At 63.7% G+C, this 18,857-nt stretch carries 14 protein-coding genes; 8 read left to right on the top strand and 6 right to left on the bottom strand.

The window, feature by feature from the left end; all coding sequences use genetic code 11:
* Positions 1–1,218: an ABC transporter permease gene (locus JJ896_13740; protein ID MBO6780711.1), complete on the top strand. Its 1,218-nt coding sequence runs from the start codon at positions 1–3 to the stop codon at positions 1,216–1,218.
* Positions 1,219–1,228: 10 nt separating this feature from the next.
* On the opposite strand, the gene JJ896_13735 is transcribed toward JJ896_13740, so the two are convergent.
* From JJ896_13735 to dnaE, 5 genes are all read right to left on the bottom strand, one after another.
* A complete protein-coding gene (locus tag JJ896_13735; protein ID MBO6780710.1) occupies positions 1,229–1,735 on the bottom strand; it encodes a molybdenum cofactor biosynthesis protein MoaB in 507 nt (168 codons plus the stop codon).
* A complete protein-coding gene (gene yidD / locus JJ896_13730) occupies positions 1,719–1,991 on the bottom strand; it encodes a membrane protein insertion efficiency factor YidD (GenBank protein ID MBO6780709.1) in 273 nt (90 codons plus the stop codon). Before yidD ends, JJ896_13735 begins: the two co-directional genes overlap by 17 nt.
* Before the next feature lie 412 nt (positions 1,992–2,403).
* Positions 2,404–3,177 carry a cell wall hydrolase gene (locus JJ896_13725; GenBank protein ID MBO6780708.1) on the bottom strand — a complete coding sequence of 258 codons (774 nt, stop codon included), beginning with the start codon at positions 3,175–3,177 and terminating at the stop codon, positions 2,404–2,406.
* 47 nt (positions 3,178–3,224) lie between these two features.
* Positions 3,225–3,971 carry a phosphatase PAP2 family protein gene (locus tag JJ896_13720; GenBank protein MBO6780707.1) on the bottom strand — a complete coding sequence of 249 codons (747 nt, stop codon included), beginning with the start codon at positions 3,969–3,971 and terminating at the stop codon, positions 3,225–3,227.
* 30 nt (positions 3,972–4,001) lie between these two features.
* Positions 4,002–8,837, bottom strand: coding sequence for a DNA polymerase III subunit alpha (gene dnaE, locus JJ896_13715; GenBank protein ID MBO6780706.1), 4,836 nt, complete (start codon positions 8,835–8,837; stop codon positions 4,002–4,004).
* Between the two features lie 115 nt (positions 8,838–8,952).
* Here dnaE and JJ896_13710 point away from each other — a divergent pair, with 115 nt between their 5' ends.
* The 7 genes from JJ896_13710 (at position 8,953) to JJ896_13680 (ending at position 18,000) form a co-directional block, all read left to right on the top strand.
* Entirely contained in the window at positions 8,953–9,606 is a 654-nt protein-coding gene (locus JJ896_13710; GenBank protein ID MBO6780705.1) for a hypothetical protein, read from the top strand.
* 135 nt (positions 9,607–9,741) lie between these two features.
* Positions 9,742–9,915, top strand: a complete 174-nt coding sequence (locus JJ896_13705) for a hypothetical protein (GenBank protein ID MBO6780704.1) — start codon at positions 9,742–9,744, stop codon at positions 9,913–9,915.
* Positions 9,916–10,012: 97 nt separating this feature from the next.
* Complete coding sequence (locus JJ896_13700) at positions 10,013–10,888, top strand: DUF3078 domain-containing protein (protein ID MBO6780703.1); 876 nt, start codon at positions 10,013–10,015, stop codon at positions 10,886–10,888.
* Positions 10,889–10,898: 10 nt separating this feature from the next.
* On the top strand, positions 10,899–12,908 hold the full coding sequence (locus JJ896_13695) for a hypothetical protein (GenBank protein MBO6780702.1): 2,010 nt from the start codon (positions 10,899–10,901) through the stop codon (positions 12,906–12,908).
* Positions 12,905–14,194 carry a DUF5103 domain-containing protein gene (locus tag JJ896_13690; protein ID MBO6780701.1) on the top strand — a complete coding sequence of 430 codons (1,290 nt, stop codon included), beginning with the start codon at positions 12,905–12,907 and terminating at the stop codon, positions 14,192–14,194. The genes JJ896_13695 and JJ896_13690 overlap by 4 nt, the downstream gene beginning before the upstream one ends.
* A 49-nt stretch (positions 14,195–14,243) precedes the next feature.
* Positions 14,244–16,724, top strand: a complete 2,481-nt coding sequence (locus tag JJ896_13685; GenBank protein MBO6780700.1) for a zinc-dependent metalloprotease — start codon at positions 14,244–14,246, stop codon at positions 16,722–16,724.
* A gap of 97 nt (positions 16,725–16,821) precedes the next feature.
* Positions 16,822–18,000: an MFS transporter gene (locus JJ896_13680; GenBank protein MBO6780699.1), complete on the top strand. Its 1,179-nt coding sequence runs from the start codon at positions 16,822–16,824 to the stop codon at positions 17,998–18,000.
* A 2-nt stretch (positions 18,001–18,002) separates the two neighbouring features.
* Here JJ896_13680 and JJ896_13675 read toward each other — a convergent pair whose 3' ends face one another.
* Positions 18,003–18,812, bottom strand: coding sequence for a hypothetical protein (locus JJ896_13675; protein ID MBO6780698.1), 810 nt, complete (start codon positions 18,810–18,812; stop codon positions 18,003–18,005).
* Positions 18,813–18,857 lie beyond the last annotated feature (45 nt).

Raw genomic sequence — 18,857 nt, 5'->3', positions numbered from 1 at the left:
ATGAGAGCTTCCAACCTTATCAAGGTAGCCGGGAAGAGCATCATCAAGAACAAGATGCGCACCCTGCTCACCATGCTCGGCATCATCATCGGCGTGGGTGCCGTAATCGTGATGGTTGCCGTCGGCGACGGTGCCAAGAGCCAGATCGAGCGGCAGATCCAGAACTTGGGCACCAACATGCTTGTCATCACCCCGGGGGCAAGCTCCAGTGGAGGCGTCAGCCGGGGCGCAGGCAGTTTCAACCGGTTGCAGTTGGACGATGCCGAGAAACTGCGCAACGAAAGCATGTTTCTGTCGGCCATCTCCCCGGTCGTAACCACATTTACGCAGGCGGTCGGCCCACGCGGCAACTGGCGCACACGCATCAACGGCGTGGACGTCGATTATCCGCTCATCCGCGACTGGCCCGTCTCGAGCGGCTCGTTCTTCACGGCTGCCGATGTACGGCAGGGCAAGAAGGTCGCCCTGATCGGTGCAACCGTTGCAGAGCAGCTCTTTGGCAGCGATGACCCCATCGGCCAGACCATTCGTGTACGCAATGTGCCCATTCAGGTCATCGGCGTGCTTGCCCCGAAAGGACAGACGGCCGAGGGCAACGACCAGGATGACGTCATGCTGGCGCCGTACACGACGGTAGGCACCCGCCTCAGTCGATGGAATTTCGTGTCGCAGATCCTGGCCTCCACTTCATCCCCGAATGACATCCCGGCGGCCCAGGATGAGATCAAGGCGATCATGCGCGAAGCGCACGGCCTCGCCTCCTGGGAGGCAGACGATTTTGAGGTGCGCAACCAGGCTGAGCTGACCGAGGCGGCGGCCGGGACCACCGAGGTCATGACCCTGCTGCTGGCGGCGATCGCGGGGATTTCGCTGCTCGTGGGCGGGATCGGCATCATGAACATCATGCTCGTATCTGTGACCGAACGCACGCGGGAAATCGGAATCCGCATGGCCATTGGTGCCCGTGGTCGTGATGTGCTTACCCAGTTTCTGATCGAGAGCATTGTGATGAGCATCCTGGGCGGCGCCATCGGTGTCGGACTCGGGTTTGCGGGCGCTCAGGTGCTGGGCGATGTGATGGGGTGGCAGACGCTGGTGAACAGCGATACCGTGCTCGTTGCCATCGTCTTCAGCGGTGCCGTGGGCATCTTCTTCGGGTTCTACCCGGCGCGCAAGGCTGCGGCGCTGAATCCGATCGAGGCGCTGCGCTACGAGTAGACCGGGGCGGCTACCCGTCCAGCAGGCTCGCCAGATGCCGAATTTCCGGCAGTATCAGTTTTTCCATGGCCAGCGTGACGGCTGCCGAACTGCCCGGCGTCGCGAATACCGCGGTGGCGCCGCGCGTGCCCGCAACGGCGCGTGACAGCATCGCGGCCGCCCCGATTTCCTGATACGAGAGCGTGCGGAACAGCTCGCCGAATCCGGGCAGATCCCGCTCAACAAAGGCGCGGACCACATCGACCGTATTGTCGCGTGGAGATACGCCGGTGCCGCCGTTCAGCAGCACAATGCGGGCCCTGGCGGCGGCCCGCTCGAGCGCGCTCCGGATCAACGCCGGGTCCTCGCGCACAACCTCATAGCTGACGATCTCGTGGCCGGCGAGTTCGAGCAGGGACTTCATGATCGGCCCGCTGCGGTCGTCCACCTCGGACCGGGTGTCGCTGCAGGTGATGATCGCGCAGGGCAGCCCGGCGGCGCCCGCCGCCTGCCGGTGGGCGTCAGGAACCGTGCTCATGGAGTTCCTTGCGTTCGGAGTACCAGATGGGTGGATCGTAGCCGTGACCGCCCCAGGGGTGGCAGCGCAGGATGCGATGCGCGGCCAGAACGGAACCCTTCACCGCGCCGTACTTCTCCAGCGCCTGGATGGCGTATCCCGAGCAGGTGGGGGTGAAGTTGCAGGATGTGGCCAGGTGCGGGGAAAGGATCAGCTGGTAGCCACGTACCAGCAGAATCAGCGCGCGCTTGGGCAAGGCGATCAGATGCTGCACCATGCGCGGTTGAAGCGGGGGGATGCGGTGCGGTTCCTGGGGGCGTGGTGGGTGCGCGGGGTGCGGGGCTGGCGCGTGGGTGGCGCGCGGTTCGGGCTGGCGCGCTCGGTCGAGGGCGCGCCGAGTGGAAAACGGCCCCCAGATTCCACTCATCGCTGGTCTGGAACGGACCTCGAGTGGAGTAGACGCTCGGATTCCACATGTGACAACGCCAGAGTTGGCTCCATGCGGAAAACAGGTGCCAGATTCCGCTCCCTGGGCTGTCCGGAGCCAGCGTAACCCAGGTCGCGAATTGTGCCGGGTTTGCAAGCAGCCTGGCGCAAAGTTGCCTTCGCCGGTGGCCCGAGGCCGGTAAAGTAGTCTGGACCCACTCGGGACTCAGCGCTCCGGCTTCACCCGCCGGGACGCTCCGGCCTCACCCGCCGGTGCCGCGCTTGGGCCGACTCGGCCGCTGGACCCTGCCGCTGAAGCGGCGCACACGGGTGCTCCGCCGCAACGTTTTGGCGCGATCCGCTGCACGCTGCTGCTGCTCGATGCGCTGCTCGTCAATCTTCTCGGACGCGCTTTTCTGCTGGTCGATGCGCTCCTCGACACTCGCGCCCTCGGCAAAGGTGGTCGGATTCACGGTGGCCGCGACCATGTCCTGAGACTTGTCGATGCCGGAAAAAAACCGAAAACGGTCCGGGTCCACACCAAGCGAGACGGAAGAGATCGGCACGCCAGCCTTGGCCCACACGGGCTCCGACCGACCGACCATGGAGACGGGACTGTAGAAGTGGCGAGTATCGATGGCGAAGGGCCGCTCGGTGGGGCTGGCCTGGAAGACCTTCATCGACACCTCGAGGGCACGCATCCAGCTGGGCACGACATCCGTTTGGTCGAGACCCAGGATGTAGGTGCGCCGTTTCGATGGCTCGTTGAAGGCGCTGAACTGCTTGCGTTCAAGCACCACCTGGCGATAGCTGTCGCCGCGAAAGCCGGTTTCCACACGGTTGCGAATCACCCACGCGACGAGTTCCTGTTCATTGGCCCGATCGCTCTCCGAGTAAACCCCGCGCGCCATCCAGAGGAGTTCGTCCATCTCAAGCGGGTCCAGTGCCTGCACCTCATCGAGGATGGTGCCGTCATCCTGCGCTGAGGCAGGAATTGCCGTGATCAAAACTGCAACTAGGGGAAGGAGCTTCCGCATCGGGCCGGGGATTGGTTCGTCCCGGACCAGCCGCAAAGGGCGTTCCGTCAGAAGGACCAGGCGAGCGATGCGCTGGTGGGCGACACGCGAACGCGCGGACGGGAGCCACCGGTGCTGCGTCCCTGATGCCGTCTGGTCAGGTACCGCGCCGTCAGAATGCCGAGTGTGCCGCCCGCCAGGATGTCGCTGACCCAGTGCTTGTCGCGATCCATTCGGGCCAGCGCTGTGCCAATGGGCAGCACCAGCAGGGCGCGCGCCGCGGGGGTGTCGTAGTAGAGCACCCATGGAGTGATGAAGGCGAACGCAGTCGTGGTGTGGCCCGAAGGAAACGAGGAGTGGCCGGAGAACGGCTGAAAATGATCTGCGGCATAGCCTTCGCCGGGGCGGCCACGGCCGAAGGCGTACTTGAGCGCGTAGGACAGCCCACCTGCGTAAAGGATGGACTCCAGCGCCGTAAAGGCGGCGTCCTGCGAGCGTTCGTCACCCAGCAGCAGCGTTCCGGCGAAGATCGCCGCAGCATGACGCGTCATCGAAGGGCCACCGAGCGGGTTCGTGCGCTCCAGAAACCCATCGACCGGGCCGGATGCCCAGGTCTGGATGGTCTGGTTGAACGCGGGATCCAGGTTGCGGGTGGCCAGCAGGTAGGTGGCGGCCGTGCCGCCGGCAGCCGGGGCGTATCGGAAGGCGGTGACGCCCAAAGCCCGGGCGTCATCAACGGCCCACTCGACAAAGCGGGACTGCCCGTCCGCGGTGAGACAGGTCAGACTGAGGATCAGAAAACAGGAAGCGCGCATGACACTCGTATCGCGCGGAAAACCTAAGACCTAAGCCTTGTCACCCTCAACTTGAACTGCATCCCGCCCGACGATTCGTGCCAGACCCTTCATAAACTCGCCGTTCGGCTCGATTACGCAGGTGCGGCTCAGGATGCGCTGGGGCTCCGCCATGCCGGGCAAAGCGACCGCGAAGTAGAGTTTGGCGTGGCCGCGGTGGGCATCTGCGAGCTTGTGCAGCTCCTCTACCGAGTCTTCGTCAAGGTCATAGGGGTTCACGTGCAGCACCACGGACTTCACCATCGAATCCCGGACTTTCCAGATCGGGGTGGCATCCTGCACGACCATCTTCACGGCGCCGCCACGCATTTCGACCTCGCCCCGAGCGAACACGATCTGGTCGGGCTCGAGGTAGCGCTGCACCCGGTCGTAGGAGTTTGAGAAGGCCACCAGTTCTGCCTGTCCGGTGAAGTCCTCAATCGTGGCGGTGAGCATTGGCTTGCCGGTCTTTGTGCGACGGTGATTGACGTCCGTCACGATGCCGCACAGCGTGTGCGTCGGACCGCGCGTGTATCCGCGCTCGTCTTCCCGAGGCGGCGCGTCAGCCAACAAGCCCGGGATGTCGGCCACGCGCGTGGACGCGAACGCCCGGATCTCCGGCAAGACGGCCTCAAGGGGATGCCCGGAGACGTAGAAGCCGATCACCTCACGCTCTTCTTTCAGCGTGCGGCCCTTGGGCCACGGATCGATGACCGGCAATTGAGGCGGCATCAGGACCGAGCCGTCCCCGCCGGCTGGGCCGAAGAGCGAGTTCTGACCAGCCGCCTTGTCTGCCTGCACCTTGTGGGCATGCTGGATGGCGCCGTCAAGCGCCTCGATCAGCTGGGCGCGGTGGCCTTCAAGTTCGTCCAGCGCACCGGCCCGGATGAGCGACTCCAGCGCCTTCTTGTTGACCGTACGGGGATCAACCGACTCCGACAGGTGGAAGAGCGAGGTGAAGGCCTCCTCTTCCTCCCGCGCCTCGATGATGCATTCGATCGCCCCCAGACCGGCGCCCTTGATGGCGCCGAGTCCAAAGCGCACGGCCCCGTTCTCCACCGTGAACTGAGCCAGGCTCTTGTTGATGGACGGCGGCAGGATCTCGATTTCGAGATGCCTCGCCTCATCCAGCACCACCGACAACTTCTTGGTGTCGGACATCTCGTTCGTGAGCGCCGCCGCCATGAACTCAGCCGGGTAGTTGGCCTTGAGGTACGCCGTCTGATAGGCGACCACGGAGTAGGCGGCACTGTGGCTGTTGTGCACAATCAGCCCGTCCGCCACAAAGTTGTGGTCCTGCTCGACAGTCAGGTCATAGGTGTCCTGCTCGCCGAGGGGAGTGATGGAGACCACCTCGTCCCAGTAAATGTCGGAGCGTGCCGCGTCGAGGAGGCGCTGGCTGCCCAGGGCCCAGGCGAACCGTTCGACAGTCGACCGACGGAATCCGCGCTTTCCAGACGACCCCGACCCATAAAACTCCCGCACCGATGCTCCTGCGCGGCGACCCAGTTCCTTCCACGTCCAGCCGGCCGTCTCGCGCTCTGCCGCCACCCAGTCTCGCACCTCGCGAGGCAGCGTATCGGACGCTGTGGAGTCGCGGTCCGTTGAGGCGACATAGTCTTCAAGCGCCGCCACCTGGGCGTCCCGACAGACGATGTGGGGTGCGACTCTGTCGAGGAACCGTCGCAGGGTACCCGTGCCCAGCAGGTGTACCGTGTAGCCGGTGCGTTTTCCTCCCCGGTACTTGAACCGCTTCACCGACACCCGGGAGAGCATGCCCAGCCTCAGCAGTAGGTGCTGCACGTCTTCAGCCAGCTGGCGGCTGGACGTGGCGTAGTAGGGCGTTGCCGAGCTCTTGCCGTAGATATAGCCGTCTCCCGCCCACATGCGGCCCAGCAGCAGGGCGATGTTGTCATCGCATAGCCGGAATACACCATCCGGAACGCGCTTGTCCCGGGCGGTGGCACCAATCAGGCCGAGACCCTCAGCCCACAGGAAAGCGCCGGATCTCACGCGCTTGCGAACGGCTACTCCATGCTTGTTCCAGGGCACCTGGCCCGCGTGAAAGCGGCCACCCTTGCCGGTGTTGACGGCGACCTCATGTCGCCCATCACCCCTGTGGTATATGCGAGCTATCGAGTTCGGGAATTGCTCAGCAGATTGAGCAAAGTCCTCGCACGCCGCGAGATCATTGTTGTAGAAGTATAGTGTTGTGGGATGGCACGTATTCCCCTCCGAGAGCAGCCCACCCAGCGCAATCAGTTCGTGGTCCGACCACGACTCCTCGGCACCAAACGAGAGCCGCCTCGGCGCGGCGATGCGCGTGCCGGGCTCGAGGTCTTCCAGATTGGTCCAGCCGCCGAAAGTTTTGAACGGGTGGTTTCCGGTCGCAACAATGCGATTTCCGAGGCGCGTGCGAAGCTCAAACACGGGCTTGACCCCGTTCCACACCACGTCCTCGACGCGTCGGGGACGAAGCTTGCCGTCTTCACCAAGCGCATGGATGCGCATGGGCCGCTTCTGCGCAAAGAGCTGCGCGACAGTGGTGCGTCGCCCGGTGTCTGCGTCATGGATCTCCGTGGACCCCACGACGCACTTGTTAAAGCCATAGGAGGCGAACTTCGCCATCATGTCGAAGACGTCGTTCGCCGTCTTCTCGTCCACCCCACGATCCAGCGCGCCGGTCACGAAGATGCCGCGCTGCTTGTCCATTTCGGACTGCTTCTTCTTCCCCATCGCCCGCCGGAGCAGGTCGGCGCCGCCGAGCGAGTACCCGCCCATGACCTGCGCCATCTTCATCACCTGCTCCTGGTAGACCGGAATCCCGTAGGTGGGCTCCAGCACCTCCTTGAGCATCTCATGGGGGAAATCGACGTCCTCCTGCCCGTGCTTTCGGGCGATGTAGTTCGGAATCAGATCCATCGGCCCCGGTCGGTACAGGGCGTTCATCGCGATCAGATCGTCGATCGATGTGGGCTTCAGCTTGCGAAGCCACTCGCGCATCCCGGAGGATTCAAACTGGAAGATGGCCACCGTGTCCGCCCGCTGGAACAGCTCGAACGTGGCCGGATCATCCAGCGGAATGGCGTCCAGGTCGATCTCCACTCCGTGGTTGCGCTTGATCTCCGCAAGCGCATCGTCCAGCACGGTAAGGGTCTTCAGCCCCAGGAAGTCCATCTTCAGCAGACCGAAGGACTCCACCCAGTTGCCGTCATACTGGGTCGTGACCACATCGTCCGCGCCTGACTTGCCCTTGGCCACCGCCACCGGCACGTACTCACTGACCTCGCCGGGGGCAATGATCACCCCGGCAGCATGCACACCGGTGTGCCGGGCCGACCCCTCCAGCACCTGCGAGTAGTGCATGAGGTTGCGGATCTGCTCGTTCTGATCGGTGAGCAGCCGCCGGAATTCGGGCACATCCTTGATGGCGCTCGCCAGCGACTGTCCAGGTCCCTCCGGAATCATCTTGGCGATGCGGTCCGCCTCGGGGAGGGGCACGCCAAGCACGCGGGAAACGTCCCGGATCACGCTGCGTGCGCCCATTGTGCCGAACGTGATGATCTGACAGACATTTTGCCTGCCGTACTTCTGCACCACGTAGTCGATCACCTTCGACCGTCCCCGATCGTCAAAGTCGATGTCGATATCCGGCATCGATACGCGCTCCGGATTCAGAAAGCGCTCGAACAGGAGATCGTACTCCAGCGGGTCGATGTTGGTGATGCCCAGACAGTAGGCCACGGCGCTGCCGGCCGCCGAGCCTCGACCGGGACCGACCGACACACCCAGATCCCGGGCCGCCGTCGTGAAGTCCTGCACGATCAGGAAATACCCGGCATAGCCCATGTCGCGAATGATGCCGAGCTCCAGGTCCAACCGTTCGGTCACCGCCTGGGTCAATTCACCGTAGCGGGAACGTGCCCGCTCGTACACCAGGTGGCGCAGGTAGCCGTCCATGTCCCCGCCGAACTGCTCCGGCAGGGGGTAGTGCGGCATGAGCAGTTTGCCCATCTCCAGCTCCAGGTCGCATCGATCCGCGACCTCCAGCGTGGTCACCAGGCTCTGCGTGCGCTGGTCCGGTTCCAGCGAACCCAGCGCGGCCTCCATCTGAGCGCTGGTCTTGAGAAAGAACTGGTCGTTCTCAAAACGCATCCGGTTCGGATCGTAGAGATCCTTGCCGGTCTGCAGGCAGAGCAGCACGTCCTGGGCCGCATGGTCCTCGCGCTCGACGTAGTGCACGTCATTCGTCGCGACGACCTTGACGTCGTACTCCCTGGCCCACTTCAGCAGGACAGCGTTTGCCCGGTGCTGATCCTCGATGCCGTGGTCCTGGATTTCTATCAGGTAGTCCTTGCCGAAGATCTCCAGATAGGTCTCAAAGACCGGTCGTGCCGCCGCTTCGCCCTGCTTGAGAATCATCTGTGGCACGTGCCCCTGCAGGCAGCAGGTCGTCGCCACGAGACCGCCCGAGTGCGCCCGAATGGCCTCCAGGTCCAGGCGCGGCTTGTAGTAGTAGCCGTCCGTGTATGACAGGCTGGAGAGCCTGATCAGGTTGCGATATCCCTCCTCATTACGCGCAAGCAACACCTGGTGATACCGCGTGCGGTCGGAGCGGTCATCCATGCCACTCGGCGTGACGTAGAACTCACAGCCGATGATGGGCTTGACGCCCGCGCGACGGGCCTTGGTATAGAACTCCGGGACCCCGAACAGATTGCCGTGGTCGGTGATGGCAAGGGCCGGCATCTCCATTTCAGCGGCACTCGCGACAAGCCGTTCGATGCGGGCTGCGCCGTCAAGGAGCGAGTACTGGGTATGGCAATGGAGGTGGCAGAAATCCGCCATGCGGCAGGGGGCTCGGGGAGTGGGTTGGAACGCAAATACCAACGGTCAAGATCGGCCGCGAGTTCGGTCCGGAGGGGCCTTGTGGATATCTTGCTGATCGATTGAACGACACCACATGCGACCCCTTCGCGTACTCGTGATAGGCTCCCGACTGACCGGCGATCTCATGATCTGGGACCGGTTGGGTCGGGCACTGACCGCATCGCCCGAAAACCCGACCATTCTGCTTCATGGTGCCGGAGAGGTTACCGAGCGCATTCTCGAGGGCGATGGACTCTCGGCCGATCTTGCGGGCCGGGATGCGGTCACCGACCGGGCCATCATCGCCGCTCTGCGTCAGGAAAACCGCAAGGCGGTGCAGGGTCTGACGGACAACGGACTGCCGGCGGTTGGATTCCTTGGGGTCGACCGCGAACTGCTGACGCCGGGCACTGCGCGCGTGAGATTGCTCCGGCAGAGCGCCGATATGGGGGCCGTACCGGTGCTCGGAGTCGCGATGGGAGAGCCCGGCAAGCTGTCGATCCCCGCGTTGGCCGACGCCTGCGAGGCGCTCGCGGCGTCCGATTCCGGTCATTTCCGGTTGATTTGGGTCACAAACAGCCGCGTTGCCGGAAAAATATCGGCCGCACAAGTCAGGGAACTCAGTGGCGAAATTTCGCTTCCGAAAGCGAGCTCATTCCCGAACCTAAGTCTGCGCGTTTTAGGAGTTTCCGAGGTGGGTTCCGTGGACCCGGACAGAGGCGCGGAACTCGTATTCGCAGAGGCTTAATCTGCGATTTTAAGGGCGTTTGGGCCGATTTTTTCTTGACTACCCGGAATCGAGCACCGTAAGTTGGGCGTCTCCCAGGGCAACAAGGCCCATCTTTTACCTTCCGAGCAAACCCAATCACGGAGGATTCGTGGTATGAGCAAGTTCAGTGAGCTGAAGAGCTTTGTAGACGGCCTCGAAGAGGACTTCAACAAGTTCTTCGACAAAGGCAACAAAGCTGCAGGCACGCGTGTCCGCAAAGCCATGCAGGACCTGAAGGCCATGGCCCAGGACATTCGCGTCCAGGTCCAGGAGATGAAGAACAACTAGTCTCCGGCTTTCCACGAGCTTGGAAAGGCCGCGCCCTGGGGTGTGGCCTTTCTTCTTTTTGGGCCATATTGCCGAACGGATTCACCCCTGATGTACGATGAGAGCTACCCTGATTTTGCTCGCCGCTTTCCTGACTGCGCCCGTGACGCTGGCTCAGGACGCGGATACGACGGAAACGCCGACGTGGACTCGCTCGCTGATCGGACGTGTGTCTGGCGCGCAGGCGGGCTTCAGCAACTGGGCTGAAGGCGGCGTGAACACCCTGGCCGCGACAGTCGGGGCAGAAGGCTCGGCGGAGAAAGTTGTGGGCACCTGGCATCAAAAGCATACGATGCGGCTCACGTTTGGGGTCGTGCGTCAGGACACGCTGGAAGTCCGAAAAGCCGAAGATCTGATCCGTTTCCGGTCCAACTTCCAGTACGCAGGCGGGGTCGGCTTCCTGGGCACGTTTCAACCCACGGTCGCGGCGGGCTTTCGCAGTCAGTTCGCCCCGGGCAAGAACTTTGAGAAGGACCCGTTCGAGGAGGGCAGAACGCCTCCGGTCAAGGTATCTGACTTCTTCTCGCCGGCCACGTTTACGCAGACTGTTGGCCTGACGTACGTCCCGTCATCCTGGTTCACCCAGCGATTTGGCCTGGCGGCCAAGGAGACGGTGGTCATGATTGAACGCCTGCGGCCGCTCTATGGAGTCGACCCCGACAAGAGCATGAGAACGGAGATCGGTCTCGAGGCGTTTTCGGAGATAGATCGCAAGCTTGCCGAGAATGTGCACTACACGTCGACCCTCGGCCTGTTTGCAGCCTTTGGGAGCGAGGATGCTCCAGACCTGATCTGGGAGAATGCTGTCGCGATGAAGGTCAACGATTTCCTTAACGTCAACGTGGAATGGACGCTGCTCTACGACCGGGACGTGACGGACGATCTGCAGGCGAAGGAAGTCATTTCGGTAGGCCTGTCGTACATCTTCCTGTAGACGAGCGCCCATGAACGGGCGAGTCGCTTCGCGTCAGGGAAGCACGCCTGGGCGGGCAGAGTTGCTGGCCTATGGGGTGATTTCCCTGGCGATGTGGCCTGTGCCGCTGCTCAACCGGCTGCACGTGGAGTCGGCGGCCGTGCTGGCCGCGGCCACTTTTTTCATTGCTGGGATTGCGGCCCTGTCACGCCTGCGCCGGGGAAAGCCGACCGAAGTGCTGCAGGGGCGACTCCTGGCTTTGGTGCTGCCCCTTGCGCTGATGCTTCTGCCCATGCTGTGGGCGCCGAACTGCGGCTGGCTGACGGGCCTCGGCTTCTTTGTGCTCTTTCCGGTGGTGACCTGTGTGCTCGCGGTCGGGGTGGCGGCGGCGCTTACACGTCTGGGCCTGGGTGGCCGGACCCTTGTGGGGGTTGGCGTGTGCGTCATCGTCGCAGGAGTGGTGTACGACCTTGGCCTGCATCCCCAGTTCTACACCTACAATCACGTATTCGGTGGCGTGCTGGGACCCGTGTATGACGAGGAACTGGCGATCAGGCCGGGTCTGTTCTGGTTTCGGGGCATGACGCTGGTCTGGGCCCTGTGGGGGTTCGCCCTGGCAGGCAGGAGGCCGGCGGCGTTGGTGGTACTGACCTTTGTGCTGGGTGGCTTGTACGCATTTTCCGGCCGGCTGGGCATCAACACCACTTATGACGCCCTCGAGCATCGACTGCCGGGTCTGGTCCAGACACCGCACTTCGACATCCGCTTCGATCCGGAATATCTGGAGCCCGATGCGCTCGATCGCGCGGTTATTCTGCACGAACACGAGTTTGAGCGCATCGCAGGGATCCTTGGGGTGGTGCCCGCAACCAGGGTAACGTCCTACATCTACCCCCACCCCTGGGCGCGTCAGGACATGACCGGGGCGCGGGTCACCAGCGTCGCTCCGGTCTGGCTCGCGCGCCCTCAGATCCACGTGGAGCAGGGCAGCCTGGAGCAGATCATGCCGCACGAGTTGGTGCACGCCTTCTCACGCGAGTTCGGCATGCCGGTCCTGCGCGCCTCACCAGCTGTCGGACTCGTGGAAGGCCTGGCCGTGGCCCTGGAGCCTCCGGGCCCTCGACCATCTGAGGAGGACTTGTCTGCTGCTGCTCTGGCTGCAACGGGGCTGGATGTCGAAAAGGCGCTACCCGCGGCACTCTCCCCGTGGGGCTTCTGGACAGGCAGGGGCGGCGTGTCCTATACCATCACGGGCGCATTCACCCGGTATCTCATCAGGGTGGCAGGGACCGACGTGCTGCAGGAAGCCTACCGCACGGGGCGTCTGGCAGGTAACTACGGCGCTCCGGTGGCCGACCTGACGGCCGGGTGGCGGGCCAGCCTGGTCGAGCGGACCTGGGTGGATGCGGACGCGCGCATCCGGTCGGCTCGACGGCTGGGAAGTCCATCCTTGTTTGAGCGAGACTGCCCGCATTATCTGCCGCCCCCACTTCAGAATCTGTCTGAGGCATCCCGGGCCTGGGCGGAGCGCGATTCCTCGCGCGCCCTTGCCGGGGCAGAACGGGCCCTGGAACTAGCGCCTGAAGCGCCGGAGATCCTGGCTGTCTGGAGTCGCATGCGTCTGGCGATTGGCGATACGGCCCTGGTGCAGGCACGGCTTGCCGAATTCGCGGCAGACAGCCTGACCATCGAGCTCGCCTGGTTGCGCGCACGCCTGCTCCCGGGACCGGAGGCCGTAGAGGAGCTCAGGAAAGTCGCCGACCGCCTTCCGCGATGGGCCCGGCCGGAGCGTACACGCGCCCGCCTGGCCGCAGGCGGCGACCTGCCCGTATGGCTGGAGCTGCGAAAGCCTGCCTATGACGCACGGGAGGCAGCGCACGAAGCATTCGTGGCCGGTGCCTATCAGGCGGCCGCAGATTCCGCACTGCGAGCGGTCGCAGCCTATAGACGAATCGGGGACCTGACCATGGCACGGCACGTTCGGTACCTCGCTGATCGCTACCGCTTCGCCGCCGTCCGCCACACCGAACTCCTCCCATGACGCGTAGTCTGGTTCTGGTCGTCCTCTTGCTCTCCGGCTGCGCCTCCGCGGAGGAGGCAGGCAGGGCCGGTGAGGAAAGGAGATCGCCTCCTCGGGTGGACGCTCCCGGCCTGCAGCTTGCTCCGGAAGCGTCTTCGGTGCGCACCGTGCAGTTGTATCGCACGGGCGACGAGTCCGGATTGCCCATCCTGCCCATGGGGAGGGGGCAGTCGCTGACCCTGGCCTTCGACGTGATGGGCAATGACCCCCGTCCGTTATCGGTCTACTTCTACCACGCGGACCGCACCTGGCGGCGCGATCTGGTACCGGCGGAGTATCTGACGTCGTTTCAGCGAGACCAGTTGTTCGACTACCAGTCTTCGCGGGCTACCCACGTGCCCTATGTGCACTACCGCTACGTCTTCCCGAACGAGACCATCGACTTCCGCCTCAGCGGCAACTACGTCATTCGGGTCACGGAGCAGGGGATGGAAGAGCAGCCACTGTTTGAGCGGCCGTTCCACGTGACCGAACAAAGCACGCCGCTGGACTTCGTGCTGGATGAGGTCCGCGTGATCGGGGAGCCGTTTCCAGCGGTACAGCCCGCCGTTCGCTTTACGCCGCCGAATGCCGCGGCCACCTCCGCCTTCGACTACTCGGTGTGTTTCCTGAGGAACGGTCAGATTCCCGGAGCGCGCTGCACGGATGATCCCGCTCTGGACTACCAGCCCGCCCTGCGCTACTACCTGGAGCCGCGAGAGTCCTTTCTTGCCGATGCTTCGGACTATTTCGTGGATGTCTCGGACTTGCGGCCCGGCGGTCGGATCGAGCGCGTGGACCTGCTGGACGTGCCCTATCACGTTCTCCTGGAACCCGACTATTTCCGCTTTCCCGGCACGGCCACCGCACCCCTGCAGAATGGCCAGATCGTGGTGGACCAGGCGAGTCGCAATCTGCCGGAGGCGGGCACCGGGGCGGAATACGTCGAAGTCACCTTTTCGCTGGTGCCGGAGAACGAACTGCCGGTATCGGGCAGCGTGACGGTGATCGGCGGCTTCTCCGCCTGGCAGGCCCGGGACGAAAACCGCATGACCTGGGTACCCGAACGAGGCCGGTATGAAGCGACTCTGCTGCTGAAGCAGGGGAGCTACGAGTACCGCTACGCCTTTTCCGACCCGGCCACCGCGCGGGCCTCCCGCGGCGCATCCCCACGCTTTGACAATACCATTACGGCCTTCGTCTACTTCGACGACATCCGAGTGGGCAGCGACCGCCTGATTTCAGCCGTTTCCGTTGTAGCTCGTTGAGGGCTATTCTAGTACGCTAACTCCCATCCAGATCCCAAACGAACCAGACATGACGCGATTGACAGCAGTCTGCCTGACCATCTTTCTCATGGCAGGCTGTAGCACGTTTCAGAAGTCAGCCACGCCGGATACGGCGGCCGCTGAGCAGACGACGCCCCAGCGCCCGACCCGCGGTGGTGACAACGGCGACGGTCCCAAGGCTTTCAAGGACGTCATCAAGGACGACTTCGACTCTGACGAAGGCCTCTTCAACGTGTACCGGGATGACCAGACCCTGTACTACGAGATTCCTGACGACCTGCTGGGGCGCGAACTGCTGCTCGTAACCCGAATCGCCAAGACCGCGGACAACATTGGGTACGGTGGCGAAAAGGCAAACACCCAGGTCGTTCGCTGGGAGCGCGTGGACGACAATGTGCTGCTGCGCACGGTGGCCTACCAGAACGTGGCGAGCGAGGATGAGCCCATCTACCAGGCGGTGCTGAACTCGAATTTCGAGCCCATCATCATGTCGTTCGACATCAAGGCCTACAATGAGGATACCACCGGCGTTGTGATCGACGTGTCGAACCTGTTCACGTCCGATGTGCCCTCGCTCGGATTGCAGCGGGGACGGCGCTCCAACTACCAGGTGCGACGGGTAGACGGCAGTCGCACGTACCTGGTGTCGGCCAAGTCGTACCCGCAGAACATCGAAGTGCGGCATGTGCTGACCTACGAGGCCAGCCAGCCTCCCAGCCAGTCCTCGACAGGTGCCATCTCCCTGGAGATGAACCAGTCGATGATCGAGTTGCCGGAGGACCCCATGACTCCGCGTCTGTGCGATGCGCGCGTTGGGTTCTTCAGCGTGCAGCTGACCGACTACGGCCGCGATGCCCAGAAAGCCGAGCAGCGTTGCTACATCACGCGCTGGCGCCTCGAGCCCTCCGATCCTGAGGCTTACGCTCGCGGCGAACTGGTAGACCCGGTAAAGCCGATTGTCTACTACATCGATCCGGCCACCCCCGAGAAGTGGCGCCCTTACCTCAAGCAGGGCGTGGATGACTGGCAGCGTGCCTTCGAGGCCGCCGGCTTCTCGAACGCCATCATGGGCATGGACCCACCGACGGAAGAGGAAGACCCCGAATTCAGCCCGGAAGATGTGCGCTATTCGGTGATCCGGTACTTCGCATCGGACGTGCAGAATGCCTACGGCCCTCACGTGCACGATCCCCGCACGGGCGAAATCCTGGAGTCCGACATCGGCTGGTTCCACAACGTCATGAACCTGCTGCGGAATTGGTTCTTTGTGCAAACCGCAGCCGTCAATCCTGATGCCCGCAGCGTGGAGTTTGACGATGAGGTGATGGGCGAGCTCATCCGTTTCGTGTCGGCGCACGAAGTCGGACACACGCTGGGCTTCCCACACAACTGGGGCGTCAGCTACGGCTACCCGGTGGACTCCCTGCGTTCCCCGACCTTTACGGCGACGCACGGCACCGCCCCGTCCATCATGGACTATGCCCGGTTCAACTACATCGCTCAGCCGGGGGACGGCGTGACCAATTTTTACGCCAAGCTCGGCGAGTACGATGACTGGAATGCCAAGTGGGGGTACTCATGGACCGGCATGGACGACCCGGACGAGGAACGCAAGTTTCTCAACGACTGGGTGGTGGAGCGCGCAGACGATCCGCGCTACTTCTATGGCGCTCAGGGACCGCGCATTGATCCACGCAATCAGAACGAAGACCTCGGCGACGATGCGGTCTATGCGTCCGACCTCGGCGTGGAGAACCTCAAGCGCATTCTCGACAACCTCGTGGAATGGACCGAGGAAGAGGCGAAGGACTACGGAGACCTGAACGAACTGTACGGCAATGTGGCGGGCCAGTGGAACCGCTACGTGGGGCACGTAGGTGCCTGGGTCGGCGGCATGCTGACCACGCCCAAGACGTACGATCAGGAGGGTCCCGTGCACGAGATGGCCGCGGAGGACAAGCAGCGTGCCGCCATGGATTGGCTGGATCGCCAGGTGTTCACCACTCCGGACTGGATGCTGAACCAGGACGTGCTGCGCCGCGTCGAGGGCGTGGGTGCGGTCGACCGGATCCGTCGTTTTCAGGTCGGCGCGGTCAATCGTCTACTCGATCCGCAGCGGCTCGGTCGCATGATCGAGGCTGAGGTGATGATGGACGACACCTACACCGTCGGCGAGATGTTCGGCGACCTCCGGACTTCCATCTGGCGTGAGCTGGACGGAGGCGAGCCGATCTCGACGTTCCGTCGCAACCTGCAGCGGGGCCATTTGGCGCGTCTCGAGTACCTGATGGAGAATGAGGCTCCGCCGGTGCCGAGCTTCTTCGCGTCCTTCGGGTTTGCACCCATTTCCGTCAGCCAGAGCGACATCCGGGCCTACGTGCGCGGCGAGCTCGAGGAGATCAATCGGGACGTGGGCCGGGCATTGACCCGGACGCGCGATCGCACGACGAGGCTCCATCTCCGGGACGTGGAAGCCCGTATCGAGGCGATCCTCGATACGGACGACTGATCAGGCCTGTTGCCGAGTTTGCGGGGTCGCCGAACTGTTCGGCGACCCCGCTTTCGTTTGCCCCTGCTGCCAGATGTCTGGGAAAACTCCACAACTCATGTTGCTTGCCGGCGCCGAACTGCTGGCGATGGGCGTGTGGTTCTCCGCGTCCGCGCTCGTTCCCCAGTTGGAGGTCGAGTGGAACCTGAACGCGTCCGGAGCAGCCTGGATGACCATGAGTGTGCAGCTGGGGTTCGTGGTGGGCGCGGTGCTCTCGGCGTTCGGAAACCTGCCGGATCGCTGGCCGGCTCCCCGAGTCATTGCCGTGGGTGCGCTTGGTGCGGCGGTGAGCAATGGCCTCATACCCCTGGTCGCAAGCGCGGCCGGGGGTGCCATAGGCCTCCGATTTCTGACGGGAGCGTTTCTGGCGCTTGTCTATCCGCCCGGAATGAAAATCGTCGCGTCGTGGACGAGACTTGACCGGGGATTGTGGATCGGAGTGCTGGTCGGCGCGCTCGCGGTCGGCTCGGCCGCCCCTCATCTTCTCAATGCCGTCGGAGGGGGGCTGCCGCCGTGGCGCTCCGTGATGTGGGCGACCTCCGCATGCTCGGTGGTCGCAGCGATCCTGTGCTTCGGTTTTGTGCGCATGGGGCCGCACGTCGCGCGATCGGCCCCCTTCGACTGGACGCAGGCGCTTGCCGGACTCACCCATCGCCCAACACGACTGGCGAACTTTGGTTACTTCGGCCACATGTGGGAGCTGTACGCGGTTTGGGCCTGGGTCCCGGTCCTGCTGCTGGAGAGCTACGCGGCAGCCGGATGGTCGCCGGGCGCGGCGCGGCTGGCCGCCTTCTTCATGATGGCGTCCGGTGGCATTTCATGTGCGTTGGCCGGGCGATGGGCTGATCGATGGGGACGCACGCGCGTGACGTCGGCGGCCATGGTGCTGTCTGGCGCCTGTGCACTGGTGGCTGGATTCCTCTTCGCCGCGCCCGGCTTGCTGACGGCGGTCGCCATGGTTTGGGGTTTCGCCGTGATAGCCGATTCAGCCCAGTTTTCCGCCGCGGTCAGCGAGTTGGCGGACCGGCGTTACGTCGGTACCGCGCTGACGGTACAGACCAGCATCGGATTTCTGCTGACCCTGGTGACCCTGCGTCTGACTCCGGTACTTGCCGAGGGGCCGGGATGGGGTATCGCTCTGGCGGTCCTGGCATTGGGTCCCCTGTTCGGTACGGCCAGCATGCTCAGACTGCGCCGTCTGCCCGCTGCCGCGCGCATGGCCGGCGGAAACCGGTAGCCTCAGCCCCGCACCAGCGGCCGAGTGAGGCAGGTGGGGCCACCCAATCCTTTTCGAGCGATTTCATCCCCCTGAAAAGTCAGCACCTCACACCCGGCCGATTCCAGAACGGCTCTCGTGTCTGGATTACCGTGCACCATCAGGCAGCGCCGCGGTGCGAGCGCGAGCACATTACAGCCCAGTGAGTCGTATTCGTGAGGCGGGAGGTCTACGGTGCGGATTCCTCGTGCCTGAAGCTCCTGAAGAAACGGGACCGGCAGCAACGGGCGATGGACCAGCGCCAGGTCTTCGGCCAGAGGCGATATCAGAGACATGAGGTGAAGCACATCGCCGGGTCCCTGAAACCACGGCAAGGGCACGCGGATCACCTTCAGTCCGGTCAGTTCCTCGAGTTGTCGCGCCCCGGATTCGTTGGACCGGAATCCGATGCCAAGTGCAACGGTCTTGTGGTCGAGCCAGATCAGATCACCTCCTTCCAACAGTCCTGGAGCTTCAACGGCGCCCAGTACATCGACCCCTGCTTCCCGTGCCCAGGTGAGCAGTGCAGCCGGCTCGTGACGCCGGTTGGGCTTTCCCATGCTTCCCAGTACCAGGCCGTGACCTATGGTCGTTCCGGGGTCGTGCGTGTACAGGCTGTCCGCATCTGTGGAGTCATTGCCCTGCAGAAGGCTGACCCGCACGCCTTCCGCCTCGAGGAGCGCCACAAGCGCGTCAAACTCCCGGCCGGCGGCCTGTAGGTCCGGCTCCGATACGAAACCCAGCGTTTGCCAGTCCCGGTGGACCTGGGTCCATGCCGCGTCCGGATGTTTCATCAGTGCCTCGCGGAGCGGGGCGGTGTTCGAGCGGCAGGAGATCGT

This window comes from Rhodothermales bacterium (assembly GCA_017643395.1).
GTDB lineage: Bacteria > Bacteroidota > Rhodothermia > Rhodothermales > UBA10348 > JABDJZ01.
The sequence above is the reverse complement of the archived record's forward strand: the minus strand, read 5'-3'. Positions and strand labels throughout refer to the sequence as shown.

What these genes read in the sequence shown, in the direction of transcription:
- JJ896_13740 (MBO6780711.1), top strand. Translation starts at nt 1, where the DNA reads ATGAGAGCTTCCAACCTTATCAAGGTAGCCGGGAAGAGCATCATCAAG.
- JJ896_13735 (MBO6780710.1), bottom strand. Translation starts at nt 1,735, where the DNA reads ATGAGCACGGTTCCTGACGCCCACCGGCAGGCGGCGGGCGCCGCCGGG.
- yidD (MBO6780709.1), bottom strand. Translation starts at nt 1,991, where the DNA reads ATGGTGCAGCATCTGATCGCCTTGCCCAAGCGCGCGCTGATTCTGCTG.
- JJ896_13725 (MBO6780708.1), bottom strand. Translation starts at nt 3,177, where the DNA reads ATGCGGAAGCTCCTTCCCCTAGTTGCAGTTTTGATCACGGCAATTCCT.
- JJ896_13720 (MBO6780707.1), bottom strand. Translation starts at nt 3,971, where the DNA reads ATGCGCGCTTCCTGTTTTCTGATCCTCAGTCTGACCTGTCTCACCGCG.
- dnaE (MBO6780706.1), bottom strand. Translation starts at nt 8,837, where the DNA reads ATGGCGGATTTCTGCCACCTCCATTGCCATACCCAGTACTCGCTCCTT.
- JJ896_13710 (MBO6780705.1), top strand. Translation starts at nt 8,953, where the DNA reads ATGCGACCCCTTCGCGTACTCGTGATAGGCTCCCGACTGACCGGCGAT.
- JJ896_13705 (MBO6780704.1), top strand. Translation starts at nt 9,742, where the DNA reads ATGAGCAAGTTCAGTGAGCTGAAGAGCTTTGTAGACGGCCTCGAAGAG.
- JJ896_13700 (MBO6780703.1), top strand. Translation starts at nt 10,013, where the DNA reads ATGAGAGCTACCCTGATTTTGCTCGCCGCTTTCCTGACTGCGCCCGTG.
- JJ896_13695 (MBO6780702.1), top strand. Translation starts at nt 10,899, where the DNA reads ATGAACGGGCGAGTCGCTTCGCGTCAGGGAAGCACGCCTGGGCGGGCA.
- JJ896_13690 (MBO6780701.1), top strand. Translation starts at nt 12,905, where the DNA reads ATGACGCGTAGTCTGGTTCTGGTCGTCCTCTTGCTCTCCGGCTGCGCC.
- JJ896_13685 (MBO6780700.1), top strand. Translation starts at nt 14,244, where the DNA reads ATGACGCGATTGACAGCAGTCTGCCTGACCATCTTTCTCATGGCAGGC.
- JJ896_13680 (MBO6780699.1), top strand. Translation starts at nt 16,822, where the DNA reads ATGTTGCTTGCCGGCGCCGAACTGCTGGCGATGGGCGTGTGGTTCTCC.
- JJ896_13675 (MBO6780698.1), bottom strand. Translation starts at nt 18,812, where the DNA reads ATGAAACATCCGGACGCGGCATGGACCCAGGTCCACCGGGACTGGCAA.